We start from the raw sequence: 16889 nt of genomic DNA, 5'->3' as shown, positions 1-16889 counted from the left end.
ATTCTACGTTGGAGCGATTTCACAAAAAATAATTAACATCTTTGATTGAATATCCGATGTTAATTATTTTTTATGTGATTGCAGTATTATTTTACGGATCTGTAATTAAGATATCGCTATTTTCAGCATATTATTTCCAAATGTTATTTCAATCCGCTACGTTCAAGGAGAGCGTCGACCGTAGGTTCTTGCCCGCGGAAGCGTTTATAAAGAATCATGGGATTTTCCGATCCCCCTTTTTCCAAAATATTTTTACGGAAAGAAGTCGCTGTTTCCTTATCGAAAATTCCATTCTTCTTGAAAACGGAAAAGGCATCGGCATCCAAAACTTCCGCCCATTTGTAACCGTAATAGCCGGCTGCATATCCTCCTGCAAAGATATGGCCGAAAGCTGTTGAAAAAGCACTACCTTTTACCAGCGGCATGATTTCCGTTTTGCCCATGGCTTTATTTTCGAACTCGATCAAAGGTTCTGTTACCGGTTTGGTAATCGTATGCCATGCCATATCTACCATGGCAAAACTTAATTGCCGATCGCTGGCATATCCGCTTTGAAAATTAGCTGATTTTTTGATTTTATCTATGTATTCTTGAGGTAATCTTTCCCCCGTTTGGTAATGTACTGCCCAGGTGTCCAACCACTCTTTTTCTAACGCCCAGTTTTCCATGATTTGAGAGGGTAATTCCACGAAATCACGGTAAACATTCGTTCCTGAAGTAGATCCGTAAGTACATTTGGATAACATGCCGTGCATGGCATGTCCGAATTCATGCAAAAAGGTTGTTACTTCGCTGAATGTTAACAGAGACGGCTTTGTTTCTGTCGGTTTGGTGAAATTCATGACCATGGAAACCAATGGTCGGGAGTCTTTACCGTCTTTTATTTTTTGTCCTCTGAATTCGGTCATCCAGGCTCCGCCGCCTTTACTTTCTCGCGGGAAGAAATCCAGGTAGAGAACACCCAGATAGGTGCTGTCTGTATCATAAACTTCAAATGTTTTCACCTCTTTGTGATACAACGGGATATTATGCACCTCTCTGAAGGTAATTCCATATAACTTGTGTGCTAAATCAAATATGCCGGATTGTACGTTTTCCAGTTTGAAATAAGGTTTTAACATTTCATCATCGAGGGCATATTTTTCTTGCATGAGTTTATTGGAATAATAGGCCCAATCCCAACGTTGTAGTTCTCCTTTCAGGCCGGCTTTGCTGGCATACTCTTCCACCTCTTTTTTGTCTCTCAAAGAGGCCGGATGGGATGCTTTATGTAATTCTTCGATGAAATTATTCACGATCTCCGGGGTATTGGCCATGCGATCGGTAAGGGCGTATTCAGCGTAATTCTTATATCCCATGATTTGGGCCAGCTCCAATCTCAGAGCGGTAATTTTTTTTATAATTTCTTCGTTGTTGTATTCGTTGTCATGATATCCCCTGGAAGAGTTCGCCCTATACATTTGTTCTCTTAATTTCCGGTTATCGGCATATTTCATAAAGGGGGCAAAACTCGGGTAGTGGAGTGTAAATATCCAACCTTCCTTTCCTTTTTGTTTGGCTGTTATTGCGGCCATCTCTTTTACTCCTTCCGGTAGTCCTGACAGATCCTCTTCTTTTGTCACGTGTAATTCGAAGGCATTGGTTTCGGCCAGTTCGTTTTTATCGAAGGTCAGGCTCAACTTGGAGAGTTCGATGGAAACCTCTTTGAACCGTTCTTTGTCGGCTCCTTCCAGATTGGCTCCGCCTTTGATAAAGGCTTTCCAGGTCTTCTCCAGTAATGCATGCTGTTCCGGATTCAAATTCTGTTTTTCTTTTTGCTCGTAAACCTGCTTTACCCGGTTAAAGAGCTCCTGATTCATGTATATTTCGTGACCGTATGCTGTTAATTTAGGAGAGACTTTTTGGGCTATATCCTGCATCAGGCTGTCGGTCATGGCAGAATTCAGGTTAAAGAAAATACTAGAAATATATTCCAAACACTCTCCGGTATTGTCGAGGGCAACAATGGTGTTTTCGAATGTAGGAGTCTCTTTGGAAGCGGCAATCCGAGCTACCTCTTTTTTTGCGTCTTCAATAGCTATATCAAAAGCCGGTTCGTAATGTTCAGCCTTTATTTTATCGAACGGAGGGGTCTGGTGTGGAGTATCAAAAGCCGTTAGTAAGGGATTTTGATCGTTTTTGTCACAAGAGGCCATAACAAGAATAATTGCAGCCATAAAAGTTATTTTTTTCATTTATAAAAGTCAGTTTAATTTATACTCGATTTACGGGGACAAAAATAAGATTTTTTCGGCTTTTTCGATAGATTATTTTTTCCCTTTGAAAAGGATTTGAACTTCCAATATCATGGGAATAATGCTTACCGTTATTTTCAAATCCATTTCATCTTCCTTGATCGTTCCGTTAGGAGAGTAGCTGATAGTTTGTTTGCCGTAAGTGACGTTTCCGCTTCCTGTCAGATAGAACGTGTCTGCCGTTTGGGTTATTTTGCATTTTGCCGGTTCAATCTTAATACCCTCTACGGGTATTTGGAAATCTATTAATTGAACGAATATCTCTTCTTGAGGGTTTCGGGTTATTTCCAATTTGCACGGAACAGGTTCGTCCGGTATTAATTTTTTCCCGTCGGGAGCCGGTTTGATCATACTTTTTATATGTTCCGGTAATTCGATACTGGCTTGTCCTTTATACACTCCCGGCAAGGAGGTGACATCGTTTGCTTTTTTCCGGCTGCATCCCGTGCAGGAAGTCATCAGGTGTGCCGTTAACAACAGTAAGAAAAGAATCCCGGTAAAGAGTCGTATCCGCTTCATTGTTTTTGATTTTATTTTTTGTATTTTCGAACGGCTAAAATAAGAAAACCTTTTTAAGAATTAAAACAGCTTGAATGATGAAATTTGTCCGGATATTCTCTTTTCTGTTCGTGTGTATTTTTTGTGTTGAAAATTTCCTGTTTGCGGGTGATAAAGAAAAAAAAGATAATGCGGCTTCGGTTGCAGGAATATACGAGGGAACGGCTTTCGTTGAGATCATGCAACAAGAGATGAAATTAAAATTGGAATTGATACGAATTCATAAGGATAGCGTTATCGTGAAGGTGACGGATTTCGTGTTGCCTAACGGTCAAAAATTCAATTATCGTTCCCAGGGAGTTTCCGTGAAATCGGAAGTAAAGCAGGGGAAAAAGATTTATAATCTTTATATCTCTTTCTCCTATGACTATAACGGAATGCCCATGGAGGTGAAAGCCTCGGGAAAAGTGATCGATGGCCAGCTCGATTCCGAAGTGAAGGCCACGATTATGCAGTCCATGGAAACCAAGGTTACTTATAAAGCGAAAAAGCAAGAAAAGTAGTATGTTCTAAAATTGATCGATTGAACTTTTCCCGTGATTTTGCGAAATAAAAATAATTCCTATTTTTGTGGAATGGAATGTAGGTGTTATGGTTGTAAATGACGTACAGATTCTGGAAATGTTAAAGACCGGGCAGCGCCAGGGAATGGGAGTATTGTTCGATCGATATTATAAGCCGTTGGTTTTATTTGCCGACGGTTTTATGCATAATATGGCGGAGGCAGAAGACGTGGTGCAGGAGCAGTTGGTGAAATTGTGGGAGGAGGAGTTGTACGAGCGGATTCATCCCAGGGCTCTTTCTACTTTTCTTTTTACGATGGTAAAAAATAGTTGTACGAATCGTTTGCTGCGAAAAGGTATAAAAACGGAGCATTTGAATATGCCGCATTACCAAATAGCGCAAGAAGAAGCCGAGGGATTGGATGAAGCGGTTGTCAATACCGTTCTGACCGCCATGCAGAAATTACCGCATAAGACACGTGTGGTCGTCGAGACGGTAATGCAAAAAGGACGAATGTATAAAGAGGCGGCAGAAGAACTGGGGATTTCGGTTAACACGGTAAAGACTTTATTGAAAATGGGATTGAAGGAACTGCGGGGAGAGCTAAAAGACCATAAGAATATGTTCTTTTTATTGATGATGTGGAATAAAAGGAATGATCTCCGTTTATGATTCTATGATTTTCTTCATGAATCTGAAATAATATAGCTTATTTGATTAATTTTTTTTTGTTTCGTTCACCCGTTCGGAAAAGAATTTTGTTTAACTGATAAAGTTTAAACGAATGGGGATGGAAATACAGAAGGATATATTTTATGATATACAGGCTTGTTGGAAGGGTACCGCTACCGACGAGGAGACGGAGCGTGTTCGTCAATGGATAGAAGAGGATGAGTGTAATCGATTGGAGTATGAACGTTTGACACGGGTTTATTATCGGTTGAATTATGCTTCGGCATGGGATACGGTGGATATGGAAGGGGTGAAAAGTCGTTTTATGAGAAACCTGAAGACGAAAACGAAACGGTATGTTTGGGTATATACGCTTGGAGGTGTTGCGGCAGCTTGTTTGCTTTTCTTTGCCATAACGATCTGGTTGAACAGTCATGAACGACAGGAGCCCCTCTCTTTAAATTTGGCACAAACGATAGGAGGCCATTCGTCGGCTATGCTTATTCTTCATGACGGGCGACGGGTAAAATTATCAGCCGACAGTTCTTTTTCATTAGAACTCAAAGGTACCCTATTGAAAGGGAAAAAGGGAGCTGGCTTAAGTTACGAGGTAACCGATCGTATGGATCAACAGGAGGATATTGAGTACAACACCTTGGTTGTACCTCGGGGAGGAGAGTATTTTTTGACCTTGTCGGATGGGACAAAGGTATGGTTGAATTCGGAGACCGAATTAAGTTATCCGGTTCGTTTTACCGGTTTACAAAGAGAAGTAAGAGTAAAAGGAGAAGCTTTTTTTGAGGTCAACCGAGATACGTTGCATCCTTTTATTGTTCATACGAGTCAACTGACGACACGCGTGTTGGGAACTTCCTTTAATGTAATGGCCTATGACGGAGAGCCGTCGACGGAGGTAACGCTTGTAAGCGGAGAAGTGGAGGTTGCCAACCAAAAAGAGAAGTGTGTGCTGAAACCGGGGTGGCAGGCTATGACAAGTAGTGTTTCCGGTAAGATAGAAGAGAGAAAGGTTAATTTGTCTGCTTATGTATCCTGGAAAGAAGGATTGTTCGATTTTAACGAAATGTCGTTGGAAGAATTAGTCGTGAAATTAGGACGTTGGTATGATGTGGATTTTTTCTTTGCGAACGCAAAGGCTAAAAAAGTGAAATTTACCGGGGCTATAAAACGTAGTAATTCGTTGAGGTTTATGTTGGATTTTGTGGAAAAAACATCGGATGTCTATTTTAAAGTAAATGGAAATGTAATTCAAGTATACGAGAAATAATAAAAAAGACCGTCGGGTGTTCGCACCACCTTCCGGTCCCTTAGTTTGAAACTTAATATTACAAATGTATGAAAAAAAATCCATTATCGGGGTTCGTTTTTTATAAAAACGAACGCTGGAAGATCTTTCTGATTATGCGCTTAATGATTGTTATGCTTTTAGGATTTGTGTTGGGTGGTCATGCAAATGGTTTGGCCCAGCATAAGATGGACGTAAAAATGGGAGAAACTACTTACGAGGAGTTATTTCAGGAAATTCGTAAACAGACGGGATGTATCGTTATGTATAATAGCGATATGCTGAATAAGGGAGATAAGGTGAAGGCTGATTTCGGTACGATTGACTTAACGGATTTGCTGGAGCGAGTACTTTCGGTAAGAGGATTGACGTTTGAATTGAATAACGAATTTATCATCGTGATGAAGGCTGCTCGTTCGGAAGATAAAGCCAAAGAGTTTACGGTTACAGGTACGGTGAGGGACGAGAGGGGAGAGCCGATGCCGGGAGTAACCGTAAAATTGGACAGTACGTTCTTGGGTACGGCTACCGATCATTTGGGAAGATTTTCTTTACAATTGCCGGTAGACACAGGTCGGTTGGTTTTTTCTTTTGTGGGATATAAGACCGTAAAGATGAACTTTAAAGCAGGAAAACCCTTACAAGTAATATTAGAGGAAGATGTAAAAGCGATGGAAGAGGTGGTTGTGACCGGTTATCAAAAGATCGATCGTCGGAAAAATGCCAGCTCTGCCATTAGCGTAAAAGGTTCCGATATGATGGAAGGAAGTGCCATTTCTATCGATAACATGCTGCAAGGGAAACTGGCAGGGGTGAATATTATCAATCCGACATCGACACCCGGGGCTGCTCCCAAGATTAGGATCCGGGGTTCTTCTTCCATATCCGGAAACCGGGAGCCGGTATGGGTGGTAGACGGTATTATTCTGGAAGAACCGGTTCCGATTTCCGCGGAAGAGTTGAACAGTCTGGATAATGTGAATCTGATCGGTAATGCTATTGCCAGTATCAACCCGGAAGATATTGACCGGATTGATATTTTAAAAGATGCTTCTGCCACGGCTATTTATGGTGTAAAGGCTGCCAACGGAGTGATTGTTATCACCACGAAAAAGGGAAAGATCGGCAAACCCGTAGTACATTATGCCGGTAACGTGGGTATAAGCCTTCGCCCGAGTTATAACAATTTGCACCGGATGGACTCCAAGGAGCGGATTGATGTTTCCAAAGAGATTGCCGAACGGGGATTGGTTTTCGGAGTCAAACCTTCCAATATAGGTTACGAGGGGGCTTTGTATGACCTCTATTCGAAAAAAATAACCCAGGAGGAGTTTGTCGACCGGGTTTATGATTTGGAAAAGGTAAACACCGATTGGTACGACGAATTATTCCGTACGGATGTTTCTCACAAGCATTCTTTATCCATTTCCGGGGGGACGGAAAAAATCAACTATTATTTTTCTGCCGGTTACTCGAATACGAATGCGGTAGTGAGAGGGTCGGATATGGAGAGCTATAACGGATTGCTAAAATTGAATATACGATTACGGGATAATCTGGATGTCGGATTCTCTTTGAGGGCTTATTCTGCCGATAAAAAGTATCTGCATGGCTCTATTGATCCCTATTCCTATGCCTATAATACTTCGAGAGCCATTCCGGCTTATAATGCCGACGGTTCTTATCTGTTTTATAATAAAACGCAGGGATATGAGACCATATTGAATTATAATATTTTGCACGAGCGGGAAAATACGGGTCGGAAGATACGAAACGAGAGTATCGATTTTATGGCTAACGTAAATTATAAGATTTTTTCGGATTTGACGTTTAACGGTGTATTTTCTTTGACAAGAATGAATACCAAAGAGGAGAATTGGGCCAATGAACGATCTTATTATATTGCCCAGTTGCGAGGGGTAAATTATGGAGAAGAATTACCTACGGATCATAATTTTGTTACCTCGCAATGTCAATTGCCTTATGGTGGGGAGTTGAAAAACGATCATACGCATTCGGCTTCTTACGTGGTACGTGCCGGTTTGAATTATTACAAACGCTTCCTGGATCGTCATGAAGTAGATGTAAACTTGGGGACAGAGGCTCGTTCCGTAAAATACGACGGTATTTCAACCGTGCAGTGGGGATACCTGCCGGATCGAGGCGAAAAGTTTGTTCCGATTAATCCGGTGGAGTGGCCTAAATACAATGAATGGTTGTTGAATAATCCCAATGTAGTGACGAACAGACTTACCAATGTAGTGTCTTTTTATGGGACGTTTACTTACACTTACGATAACCGATATACGGCTAATTTTAATATCCGCACAGACGGATCGAATAAGTTCGGACAGGACAAAGACGCTAAATTTTTGCCTGTCTGGTCTGTGGCCGCTCGGTGGAATATCCATAACGAATCGTTGTTTAACGATGTGATGTGGATGAATTTGCTGGCGATTAAAGCTTCTTATGGAGTACAGGGTAACGTACATCCCGATCAAACTCCTAATTTATTAGTGAGTATCGGTAGTATGGATAATGTTTCGAAAGAGTATATATCCTCTTTAAGTCAGCTACCGAATCCTTCCTTGCGCTGGGAAAAGACAAAATCTTATAATCTCGGTTTGGAGTATGCATTTTTGGATAACCGGATTAACGGGTCCGTGGAGTATTATTTAAAGAGAGGCGAGGATCAGATTATTACGAAACGCGTATCTACGGTGACAGGGAAAAAAGATGTGTCCATTAACGGGGGAGATGTTGAGAATAAAGGATGGGAATTGACTATTGGTGCGATTCCTGTGAAAACACCGAATTTCACTTGGGGATTGTCCGTGAACATGTATAAGAATTACAATAAGGTGACCAGTAAGAATCAGACTAAATCTTACGAGTACAGGGATTTTCTACAAGGGAATCTGGTCGTAGATTCGAAGCCTCTGGATGCTTTTTACTCCTATAAGTTTGATAAATTAGACGAAGAGGGATTACCTACTTTTAAGGATACGGACGAACCGGAAGGTATTACGAAAGAGGAGATGTTTGAAAAGGCATTTGCCTATTCCGGAAAACGGGTGGCTGATCTGAACGGCGGTTTTTCCATGTATTTCCAATATAAACGTTTGACCCTGAATTGCTTGTTTGCGTTCTCGATCGGAAAGAAAGTCCGTTTGAACAACCTGTACGAATCTTCTGGTCAGATGTTGCCTATGCCTCAGCAGAATATGTCCGATGAATTTGTGAATCGTTGGCGGAAAGGAGTTAACGAGAACACGGTTATTCCGGCTTTATCCGATCTTAATCTGGTGTTTTCCGATTTTGATCGGAAATATGTGATATCCAATAACAAATGGGAGATGTATAATAATTCGGATTTAAGGGTTGTTTCCGGGGATTTTTTGCGGATGAGAAGTGTTTCTTTGAATTATAATGTATCGGATGACCTGTGTAAAAAACTGGGCGTTTCCGCTATTAGTATGCGTTTTGAAGCGGGGAACCTTTGGCTATGGGCCAATAAAAAATTACGCGGACAGGATCCGGAACAGATGAGTTTTGGTTCCGGCACGGTCCCTCCGACGAGGAATTTTAATTTTGGTTTGAACATATCAATTTAATATGAAGGCTATGAATAGATGGTTACTATATATATTGTGCGGGTTTATTTTTACCTCCTGCGGAGATTTTCTCGAAGAGAAATCTCAGGATTTGATTATACCTAAGACGGTAAAGGATTATAGTGAATTTCTGTTTGGCGAAGGCTATATCCGGGATAATATTAAGATGCACGAATACCTCGATATCATGACGGACGACGTGGAAGAGAAAGCAGAGTCCTATCCCATGATGGCTATGGATATCCGTTCGGATGGTTACGGCTATTATTGTTGGCAACCTAATCCGGAATATCGGTTTACGGGGGTGTTGAATGCCGATAATGCCTGGGAAGTTTATTATAATAAGATATTGATAGCCAATAATATTATCAATTTAATCGATAAAGCCGACGGAAGTGAAGCCGATAAAAAAGATTTAAAGGGAGAGGCTTACTTTTTACGGGCTTATGCTTATTTTATGTTGGTGAATCTGTACGGGGAACCCTATGAGAAGGCCACCGCAGATCGGGCTTTGGGAATACCGTTGAATTTTGATAATAATGTCCAGGAACGATTTTTTGTGCGCGAATCGGTTGCCCGTTCTTATAAACAGATAGAGGATGATTTGAAGGAGTCTATTCGTTTATTAGAAGAAACAAATTATACGAAGAAAGTCTTTAGGGTGTCTCGGGCTGCAGCTTATTTACTGGCTTCCCGTGTCTATCTTTACATGAAGGATTACAAGAATACCATTGAATATGCCGATAAAGTTTTAGGTGTGAACGCCAATCTATACGATATATCTGTTATGGGAGAAGAGGATGTGGTGATATCACCCAGTAATCCGGAGATCATATGGACGTACGGTAATTATGATATCAGCTATTTGTCGCAAGCCAATCGAGGATGTTTTCCGGTATCCAACGTTTTTTATAACTCTTTTGATGACGATGACCTGCGTAAAACCTGCTATTTCAAAGAGGAGTGGAATGAGGTTTCTGTAAATAAGAGTAAGGCTAATAGCGGTATGTACGGCTTTGCCTTCAGAACGGCGGAAGCATACCTGAACCGGGCGGAAGCTAATGCGGAACTCGGAAATACACAGCTTGCCCTCGACGACCTGAAGCATTTACGTCAATACAGATTTAAAAAGGAAGTTCCGCTTACGGCGACAAAGGAGACCATTGTCGATCTGGTTCGGGCGGAGAGGCGATTCGAGCTTTGTTACGAGCAACATCGTTGGTTCGATTTGCGGCGTTGGGATCGTCCCCGTATCGAACATACTTATACGTTGGATATTATGACGGGACAGAAAGAGAAGTTTGTTTTGGAAAAAGACGATGAGGCGTATACGCTTCCACTCCCGGTAGAAGTTAGTGAATTTGATTACGGGTTGGAAAATATCAAACGTCCGGAAAGAAAAGGAGTACAGGTTAATTAAAATGGGAAATTATGACGATGAAAAATTATAAATTATGGATGTTATCCCTTGTTTTGGTCGGTTTAATGTCCGGATGTTATAAAGAAGATGATATCCAGACGACAAAGGGAGATGTTTTAATTGATGTAAAAGAGGGGGACGATGAGGTAGATCAATATATTTATCGATTCTATCAGGCTAACGGTTCTGTTATCATGTATGAATTTAGCGAGTTGGATTACCGGTGGAATATGAGCAGTGTGGTTAAGAATGTTACAATGGTGTTGCAAGAGGATAAAGCTGTGTTGAAAAACGGTCTTGCTTTGATGGAAAAAGTGTTTTTTAATGTTTACGATCAGGATTTTCAAAAGAATTATTTTCCTTTGAAGATTCTTATGGCTAAATCCATTGAAAAAATGGAGTGGGGTATTCCTACTCCGCAGGCCGTGTTAACGGGTTTAAGTTATATCGCTATCGGTAATATTGCTCCGGGGGTGGAGTCTTTGTCCCGGGATGAGATCCGGGATATAAGGGAGAAAGTGAATGCTGAATTTTGGCTGAGTTATCTGGTTAAAGGGGGATTTATTCATGTCCCGGAGAGTTTTTATGAAGTCAGCAAACAGTATTATCAGGAGTATTTGGACCGTTTGCCGGAAAACGAGGGGGTAGAGGAGGTCGATGTGAAAAAGTACGGTTTCTGGAAAAAGGATGATTATGCCAGCTGGGCTGTATTGGCTCCTGACCGGGATCTGGATTTCAAAGACTTCATGGGAGTGATAACCACGACTCCTTATGACGAATTAAAGCCCATACTGGATAAGTACGGTAAATTGAAAGACAAGTATACGATTTTGGCAAACACCTTTAAAGAGAAGTATCACATAGATATTACCTTATTCGGAAATAGATAGATAACCAAAAGCTGGTTATTGAATGACGTGGATTTTCCCATCGCGGAGAATCCACGTTTTATATTGTTGGAAATCTATGCATGGGGTAGAAAGTTGGGAGTATCGGCATCGGAAACCAAAGGATAAAAAATCAATTATTGCGGGCATGTGATCTAAAATTGGCAATAATGGATAGATGTGTTGTGTATTCTTAAAATAGTATTATTTTTGCAACTTATGGGGGTGGGGATAAGATCACATAGAGAATTTGAACATTTTTTTCGGGAGTTTTATCCTTCCGTGTACACTTTTATGCGACGGTATACAGAAGATGGAGAATTGGCTGCCGACTTAACCCAAGAAGCATTTGTAAGGGTATACGAACGAAGGGATGAGATAGAGTCGATAGATTATGCCAAGGCTTTTTTATATACCATAGCTCGCCATCTGTATTGGAATCATTGCAGGCATTTACAGGTTGCGGAGAATTATCGTACACAATGGGACGAGGAAGAGGATTACGGTATACTGAAGGAAATTACCCGTCAGGAGACTATACGCATTTTGTACGCGGCCATAAATAAACTGGCTCCCCAAACCCGTCGAATTATTTTGTTAAACTTGGAGGGAAAGAATAATGCGGAGGTAGCCGAAGAGTTGCATATTTCCGTGAATACGGTGAAATGTTTGAAAAAATCGGCTTATGTGACCTTGAGAGGTTTGTTATCAAAAGATTATATGGTGTTGTTGATGCTGCTGTTGATGGAATAAATGGAGGTTTATTTTATTTTCTCAAAAAATTATTGTTATCGACCTACCCACTTTTGCTATGAAGGGGTCTCTCGGGTAGAATAACAATAATTTTTATGGATACGTTAAAAGAGCGTTTGGAAATAGCCCGTAAGATGGCCCGGGAGTTGGCCGGAATTTTGGATGAAGGGGAGCGGGAGGGGTTGATTCGTTGGTTGACGACTTCTTCCGTTCATCAAAATGAATTCGATGAACTTCAAAAATCCATTGCTTCCGGTAAAATAATAGGGCAGGAACAAGAAGAGGGAAGAAGATTGGTAGAACGGGAGTGGCGGCGTTTTAAGCGTCGTACGGAGTCCCGTCGGAAGCGTTGGATCGGATGGAGTAGATACGCGGCCGTATTTATTCTGCTTTTGGCGACAGGTCTTTATTATTTTATGGATGTCGGTTTTGACCGGAATCCTCCGTTACAGACTACTGCTATCGTACCGGGGAAGGCAAAGGCCCAGTTGATTTTGGAAGACGGACGTCGTTTGCAATTGGACCGAGGTACTCCGTTGCAGATTCTGGAACTTGAAAAGGCCGGAATTCTGGCTTCCGATAGCGTTATCAAATATGTGGCTAAAGAGAGTTTGCCTGAGAACGAATCCCAAGAGAGGTATAATACGTTGATCGTTCCCAATGGAGGAGAATTTCACGTCGAATTGGCGGACGGGACTGTGGTGTGGTTAAATGCCGGTTCCTCGTTACATTATCCGGTTTCCTTTACCGGGGAAGAGCGTCGGGTGAAGATGACGGGTGAAGTTTATTTCGAGGTGACTAAGGATACGGCAAAACCCTTTATTGTTACGGTGAATGGAGTCGATATCCGTGTGTTGGGTACTTCGTTTAATATATCCGCTTACGGCGAAGAGGTGGTGACGACCTTATTGGAAGGAAAAGTCCGCTTAACTCATGAACGGGACGAAGTGGAGTTAAAGCCTGATCAACAGGGTGTCTGGCAACCGGAAGCGGGTACATTTGTCATCAAACAGGTAGAGGCCCGGAATTATATTTTGTGGAAAGAAGGGATGTTTTATTTTGAAGATACGGATCTGGAGTCCATATTGGATGCGATGGCCCGCTGGTATAATGTGAATATTTTTTATGTTAATCCTGCCTTGAAATTGTTACGTTTTAACGTGGAGATAAAACGCTACGAAAATATAGAGACCATATTAAAAAGAATAGAACAGACGGATAAAGTCAAGTTCGATGTAAAAGATAAAATCATACGCGTATACGAGTAAAAAAAGGCAGGTAATGCCCTCACATTACCTACCTGATACATCTAATATAGATTCCATGTATAATACAAAAACAAAGTTATGAAAAAAAAGTGTAAATCGAAAGGTTTTGCTTTTAAAGCAAAACCTCGAAAATTGTTACTAATCATGAAATTCTTATGCCTTTTCTTTCTGATTTCAACTCAGATATCGGCTATGAGCTATTCGCAAGAAACGAGATTAACCTTTGATTTTAAAGACATTTCTCTCGTGGATATCCTTTCTGCTATCCGTAAAAATAGTGAGTTTTCTTTTATTTATAACCTGGATGATGTCCGAAATATCCGGGTAAAATCTTTGCATGTAAAAGAAGCTTCCGTGGAAGACGTGTTGAATCTGTCCCTTCGGAATACCGGTTTCCGGTATTCGATCGAGGATAAAGTGATTGTGATCCGTCCGGAGGATAAAAAAGTAAAGAAATGTAAGTACACGGGTACGGTAAAAGATAAGAAGGGGGAGACTATGCCCGGTGTTACGGTGAGAGTTGACAGTACGACAATCGGGGTCTCGACGGATATTAACGGTATGTTCTCGATGCAGTTGACCCAAGATTCTGTTCATTTGATTTTTTCTTTCGTGGGGTATAAAACAAAGAAGGTAAAGTGTAAGGCGGATAAGCCGGTTACGGTCGTGTTGGAAGAGGATGTTTCGGATTTGGATGAGGTGACGGTTATTGCCTATGGAGAACGAAAAAAACGGGAGATGGTTGGTGCTGTTTCTTCAGTCAAAGCGAAAGACCTGGAAGAAATTCCTTCTTCCAGCTTTGAAAATTTATTGCAGGGACACATGGCCGGAGTCGAGATTACCAACGTCACGGGTGCTCCCGGAGGAGGGGGAACCCGTGTTAATATCCGGGGATATAACTCCTTGTTAATCGATAAGATTAATGACGGATCTCCTCTTTACGTGATCGACGGCGTACCTGTCAACTCTTTTACTTCACCGGTTACCGGAACCAATACATTAGCTGAAATTGATCCGAGTACGATTGCTTCGGTGGAAGTATTGAAGGATGCGGCTTCTGCTGCTATTTACGGTTCACGAGCCAGCAATGGGGTTATATTGATTACGACGAAACAGGGAAAAGCAGGGGAAGGAAAATTTTCAGTAAATCTTTCGTATTCCTATTCGATTTTACCGGAAACCCCGGTGCAAATCGGTGGTAACGGGGAACGGAAATGGCATTTGTTGACAGCCCGAAAATATCGGTATGGATTCAGGGCTTTCGATCCGGTGACGATGACTTGGGCCACGAAATTTCCTACTTCTTATTATGACGTGTACGGACAGGGAGATGGTGCTTACGACTATTTTTGGAACAACGGGCGTGTTACTGACACGGAGGGAAATACATTTCCCGTTGTCCGTCCGTTGCAAGACAGTTTGAATCCTTTTTTCAATAATTGTACGAATTGGTGGAAATATACTTTCCGGGCAGGAAAAATATTGAATGCCAATATTCAGACATCGGGAGGAACCGAACGGATTCGATATATGGTCGGAGCGGGTTGGTATGACGAGAAAGGTATTATGATCGGAAGTAATTTTAAAAGAGCCAATCTGATCTCTAACCTGAATATCACGCCCCGGAAGAATCTGAATATAGATGCCCGGCTGTCGCTTAGTTATGCGGATCGAAGCAAGGGAAGGGCAAACACGAGTTTCGGTAGTGCCCGAAAAATAGAAGGTCTTACGATTAATCCCAGCGGAACTTCAACCCTTTTACCCGGAGACGGCGAGATCCAGCAAAAACTATTGGAAGAGTTAAACGAGTCCTTGGAGAAAAATATCTCTTTTACTGTTCGGGCCAGTCTTGGATTATCTTATGAGATTGTCAAAGGCTTAGTCGCGAAAGCAAGCCTATCCGGCGATTACAGTTATAACAAGAAGAATGCCTTCACTCCCAGTATCCTGGATTCTGAAGACGGTTTGAGTATTTCTGCCGGGGAAATGTCCGGAGACATGCTTTTGCAAAACGAGGATTTGTTGACCTATAATTTTACGTTGAATAACAATCACCATTTCGATTTGTTGGCGGGATTCTCTTATATGCGGAAAAGTGTGGATTATATGTCGGGACATGGTAAAGGAGCTCCCAGCGATAAGATTCATTACGTTCCTGTCGGTTTTGATGATATCAAATATATCAACGGAGTTCCCGTACCCTTGAAAGATTATGTTTCCAATTTCGAGGAACAGATAATGCTTGGAATTTTTGGGCGTATCGCTTATAACTATCGCCAGAAATACTTGTTTGAAGCGACGCTGAGACGGGACGGTTCGTCTACTTTCGGTGAGAAAGTTCGTTGGGCTACTTTCCCTTCCGTTGCTGTCGGATGGGCTTTCTCGGAAGAGAATGCTTTCAAGGATCTCTGGTGGCTTAGTTACGGTAAGTTGCGTTTCTCCTGGGGAACTTCCGGACAGGCCTTTGCCGATTCTTATCTGGCACATGGAACTTTGGGGATCGGAAGCTCTTTTTTGGGACGCCCGGGTATGGTCCCGACCTCTTTGTTAAACGATCGGTTGACTTGGGAGGAGACGGACCAGTATAATATCGGGTTTGATTTTGATGTATTGGATTACCGGTTGAAGTTTAAATTCGACTATTATTACAAATACTCCAAATCTTTGTTGTTTGATGCGCTCCTCCCGGGAAACGTTTATTTTCATGAGACCGCCTGGAAAAATGCTATGGCCATTTCCAATGAAGGACTTGAACTGGAAGCCTACTTCGATATTCTCAGGGAGTCTGCGGTTAGTTGGCGTGCTCGTTTTAATATTTCGCGCAATTGGAACCGGTTGGAAAAAACGTATACCAATATGGATATTCATTCCAAAGGAACCCATTATGTTTTAGGACGTCCCATTTCCGGCTTTTACGTGTACAAAGCTTACGATTTGGCGCAGACAGAAGCCGATATTCCTAAATATTGGAACCAAAACGGGGTCAACATACCTTTGAACAGCGGTGGTGAAGAATCTCCTTTCCGCCCCGGTATGGTATTGCTGGCAGATTTGAACGGGGACGGAGAAATCACCGGTGATGATACTTATTACGCAGGATCGGCTCTACCCGTCGCTTACGGGGGATTGGCCAACGAAATAAAATGGAAGGGATTTGATTTGAACGTGTTGTTTACCTATACACTCGGGAGAAAAATCATCAACTCCTTGAAACACGGTTCACTTGCTTTCAACGGTCGTTGGGGAACTATCTACAATGATTACCGCAAATTGCATTTCTGGCAGAAGCCGGGAGATATGGGAATGCCTACCCTCGAGGCTGCATCCGATCTTTACAGCGGACAATTTAGCGGAGCCACGGACAAGATGATCGAAAAGGTCAGTTGGGTTCGCTTGAAACAGTTGACGTTGGGATACAATGTGCCTAAAAATCTGTTGAAAAAAATCAATATGGAAGGCGTACGCGTCTTTTTTACGGCGGAAAACCTGTTTATTCTCTCGAATTATTCGGGTATAGATCCCGAGGCGGTCGATCAGATGATGGCTTATGATAATTTGAATAATTATCCCTTGTCCCGGAAACTTACTTTAGGCTTAACCATAAATTTCTGATCTT

The 16889-nt window shown here is 41.8% G+C and carries 11 protein-coding genes; 9 read left to right on the top strand and 2 right to left on the bottom strand.

All coding sequences use genetic code 11. From position 1 onward, the window contains the following. Positions 1 to 143 precede the first annotated feature (143 nt). Together QZR76_RS10740 and QZR76_RS10735 are read right to left on the bottom strand one after the other, a co-directional pair. On the bottom strand, positions 144 to 2234 hold the full coding sequence (locus QZR76_RS10740; protein WP_294142815.1) for a M3 family metallopeptidase: 2091 nt from the start codon (positions 2232 to 2234) through the stop codon (positions 144 to 146). A 72-nt stretch (positions 2235 to 2306) separates the two neighbouring features. Further along, the gene (locus tag QZR76_RS10735; RefSeq protein ID WP_294142814.1) at positions 2307 to 2813 is read right to left on the bottom strand and encodes a calycin-like domain-containing protein; all 507 of its coding nucleotides are present in this window, start codon (positions 2811 to 2813) and stop codon (positions 2307 to 2309) included. Between the two features lie 74 nt (positions 2814 to 2887). Here QZR76_RS10735 and QZR76_RS10730 point away from each other — a divergent pair, with 74 nt between their 5' ends. The 9 genes from QZR76_RS10730 to QZR76_RS10690 all read left to right on the top strand — a co-directional run bounded on the left by QZR76_RS10730 (position 2888) and on the right by QZR76_RS10690 (position 16885). Next, positions 2888 to 3355 (top strand): hypothetical protein, encoded by a 468-nt coding sequence (locus tag QZR76_RS10730; RefSeq protein WP_294142813.1) that lies wholly within the window; start codon positions 2888 to 2890, stop codon positions 3353 to 3355. 67 nt (positions 3356 to 3422) lie between these two features. Continuing rightward, complete coding sequence (locus QZR76_RS10725; RefSeq protein ID WP_294142812.1) at positions 3423 to 4028, top strand: sigma-70 family RNA polymerase sigma factor; 606 nt, start codon at positions 3423 to 3425, stop codon at positions 4026 to 4028. A 118-nt stretch (positions 4029 to 4146) separates the two neighbouring features. Next, complete coding sequence (locus QZR76_RS10720) at positions 4147 to 5313, top strand: FecR family protein (RefSeq protein ID WP_294142811.1); 1167 nt, start codon at positions 4147 to 4149, stop codon at positions 5311 to 5313. 68 nt (positions 5314 to 5381) lie between these two features. Next, positions 5382 to 8945, top strand: a complete 3564-nt coding sequence (locus tag QZR76_RS10715; protein ID WP_294142810.1) for a SusC/RagA family TonB-linked outer membrane protein — start codon at positions 5382 to 5384, stop codon at positions 8943 to 8945. 10 nt (positions 8946 to 8955) lie between these two features. Next, positions 8956 to 10365 carry a RagB/SusD family nutrient uptake outer membrane protein gene (locus QZR76_RS10710; RefSeq protein ID WP_294142809.1) on the top strand — a complete coding sequence of 470 codons (1410 nt, stop codon included), beginning with the start codon at positions 8956 to 8958 and terminating at the stop codon, positions 10363 to 10365. Positions 10366 to 10376: 11 nt separating this feature from the next. Next, a complete protein-coding gene (locus QZR76_RS10705) occupies positions 10377 to 11255 on the top strand; it encodes a hypothetical protein (protein WP_294142808.1) in 879 nt (292 codons plus the stop codon). 216 nt (positions 11256 to 11471) lie between these two features. Further along, positions 11472 to 12005 carry a sigma-70 family RNA polymerase sigma factor gene (locus QZR76_RS10700; protein WP_294142807.1) on the top strand — a complete coding sequence of 178 codons (534 nt, stop codon included), beginning with the start codon at positions 11472 to 11474 and terminating at the stop codon, positions 12003 to 12005. Positions 12006 to 12100: 95 nt separating this feature from the next. Next, positions 12101 to 13273, top strand: a complete 1173-nt coding sequence (locus tag QZR76_RS10695) for a FecR domain-containing protein (RefSeq protein ID WP_294142806.1) — start codon at positions 12101 to 12103, stop codon at positions 13271 to 13273. Between the two features lie 78 nt (positions 13274 to 13351). Beyond that, positions 13352 to 16885: a SusC/RagA family TonB-linked outer membrane protein gene (locus QZR76_RS10690; protein ID WP_294142805.1), complete on the top strand. Its 3534-nt coding sequence runs from the start codon at positions 13352 to 13354 to the stop codon at positions 16883 to 16885. The last annotated feature ends 4 nt before the right edge of the window (positions 16886 to 16889 follow it).

The sequence above is a fragment of the uncultured Sanguibacteroides sp. genome (genome assembly GCF_900543425.1).
GTDB lineage: Bacteria > Bacteroidota > Bacteroidia > Bacteroidales > Marinifilaceae > Gabonibacter.
Note: the sequence above shows the minus strand (reverse complement) of the source record. Positions and strands in the feature narration are given on the sequence as shown.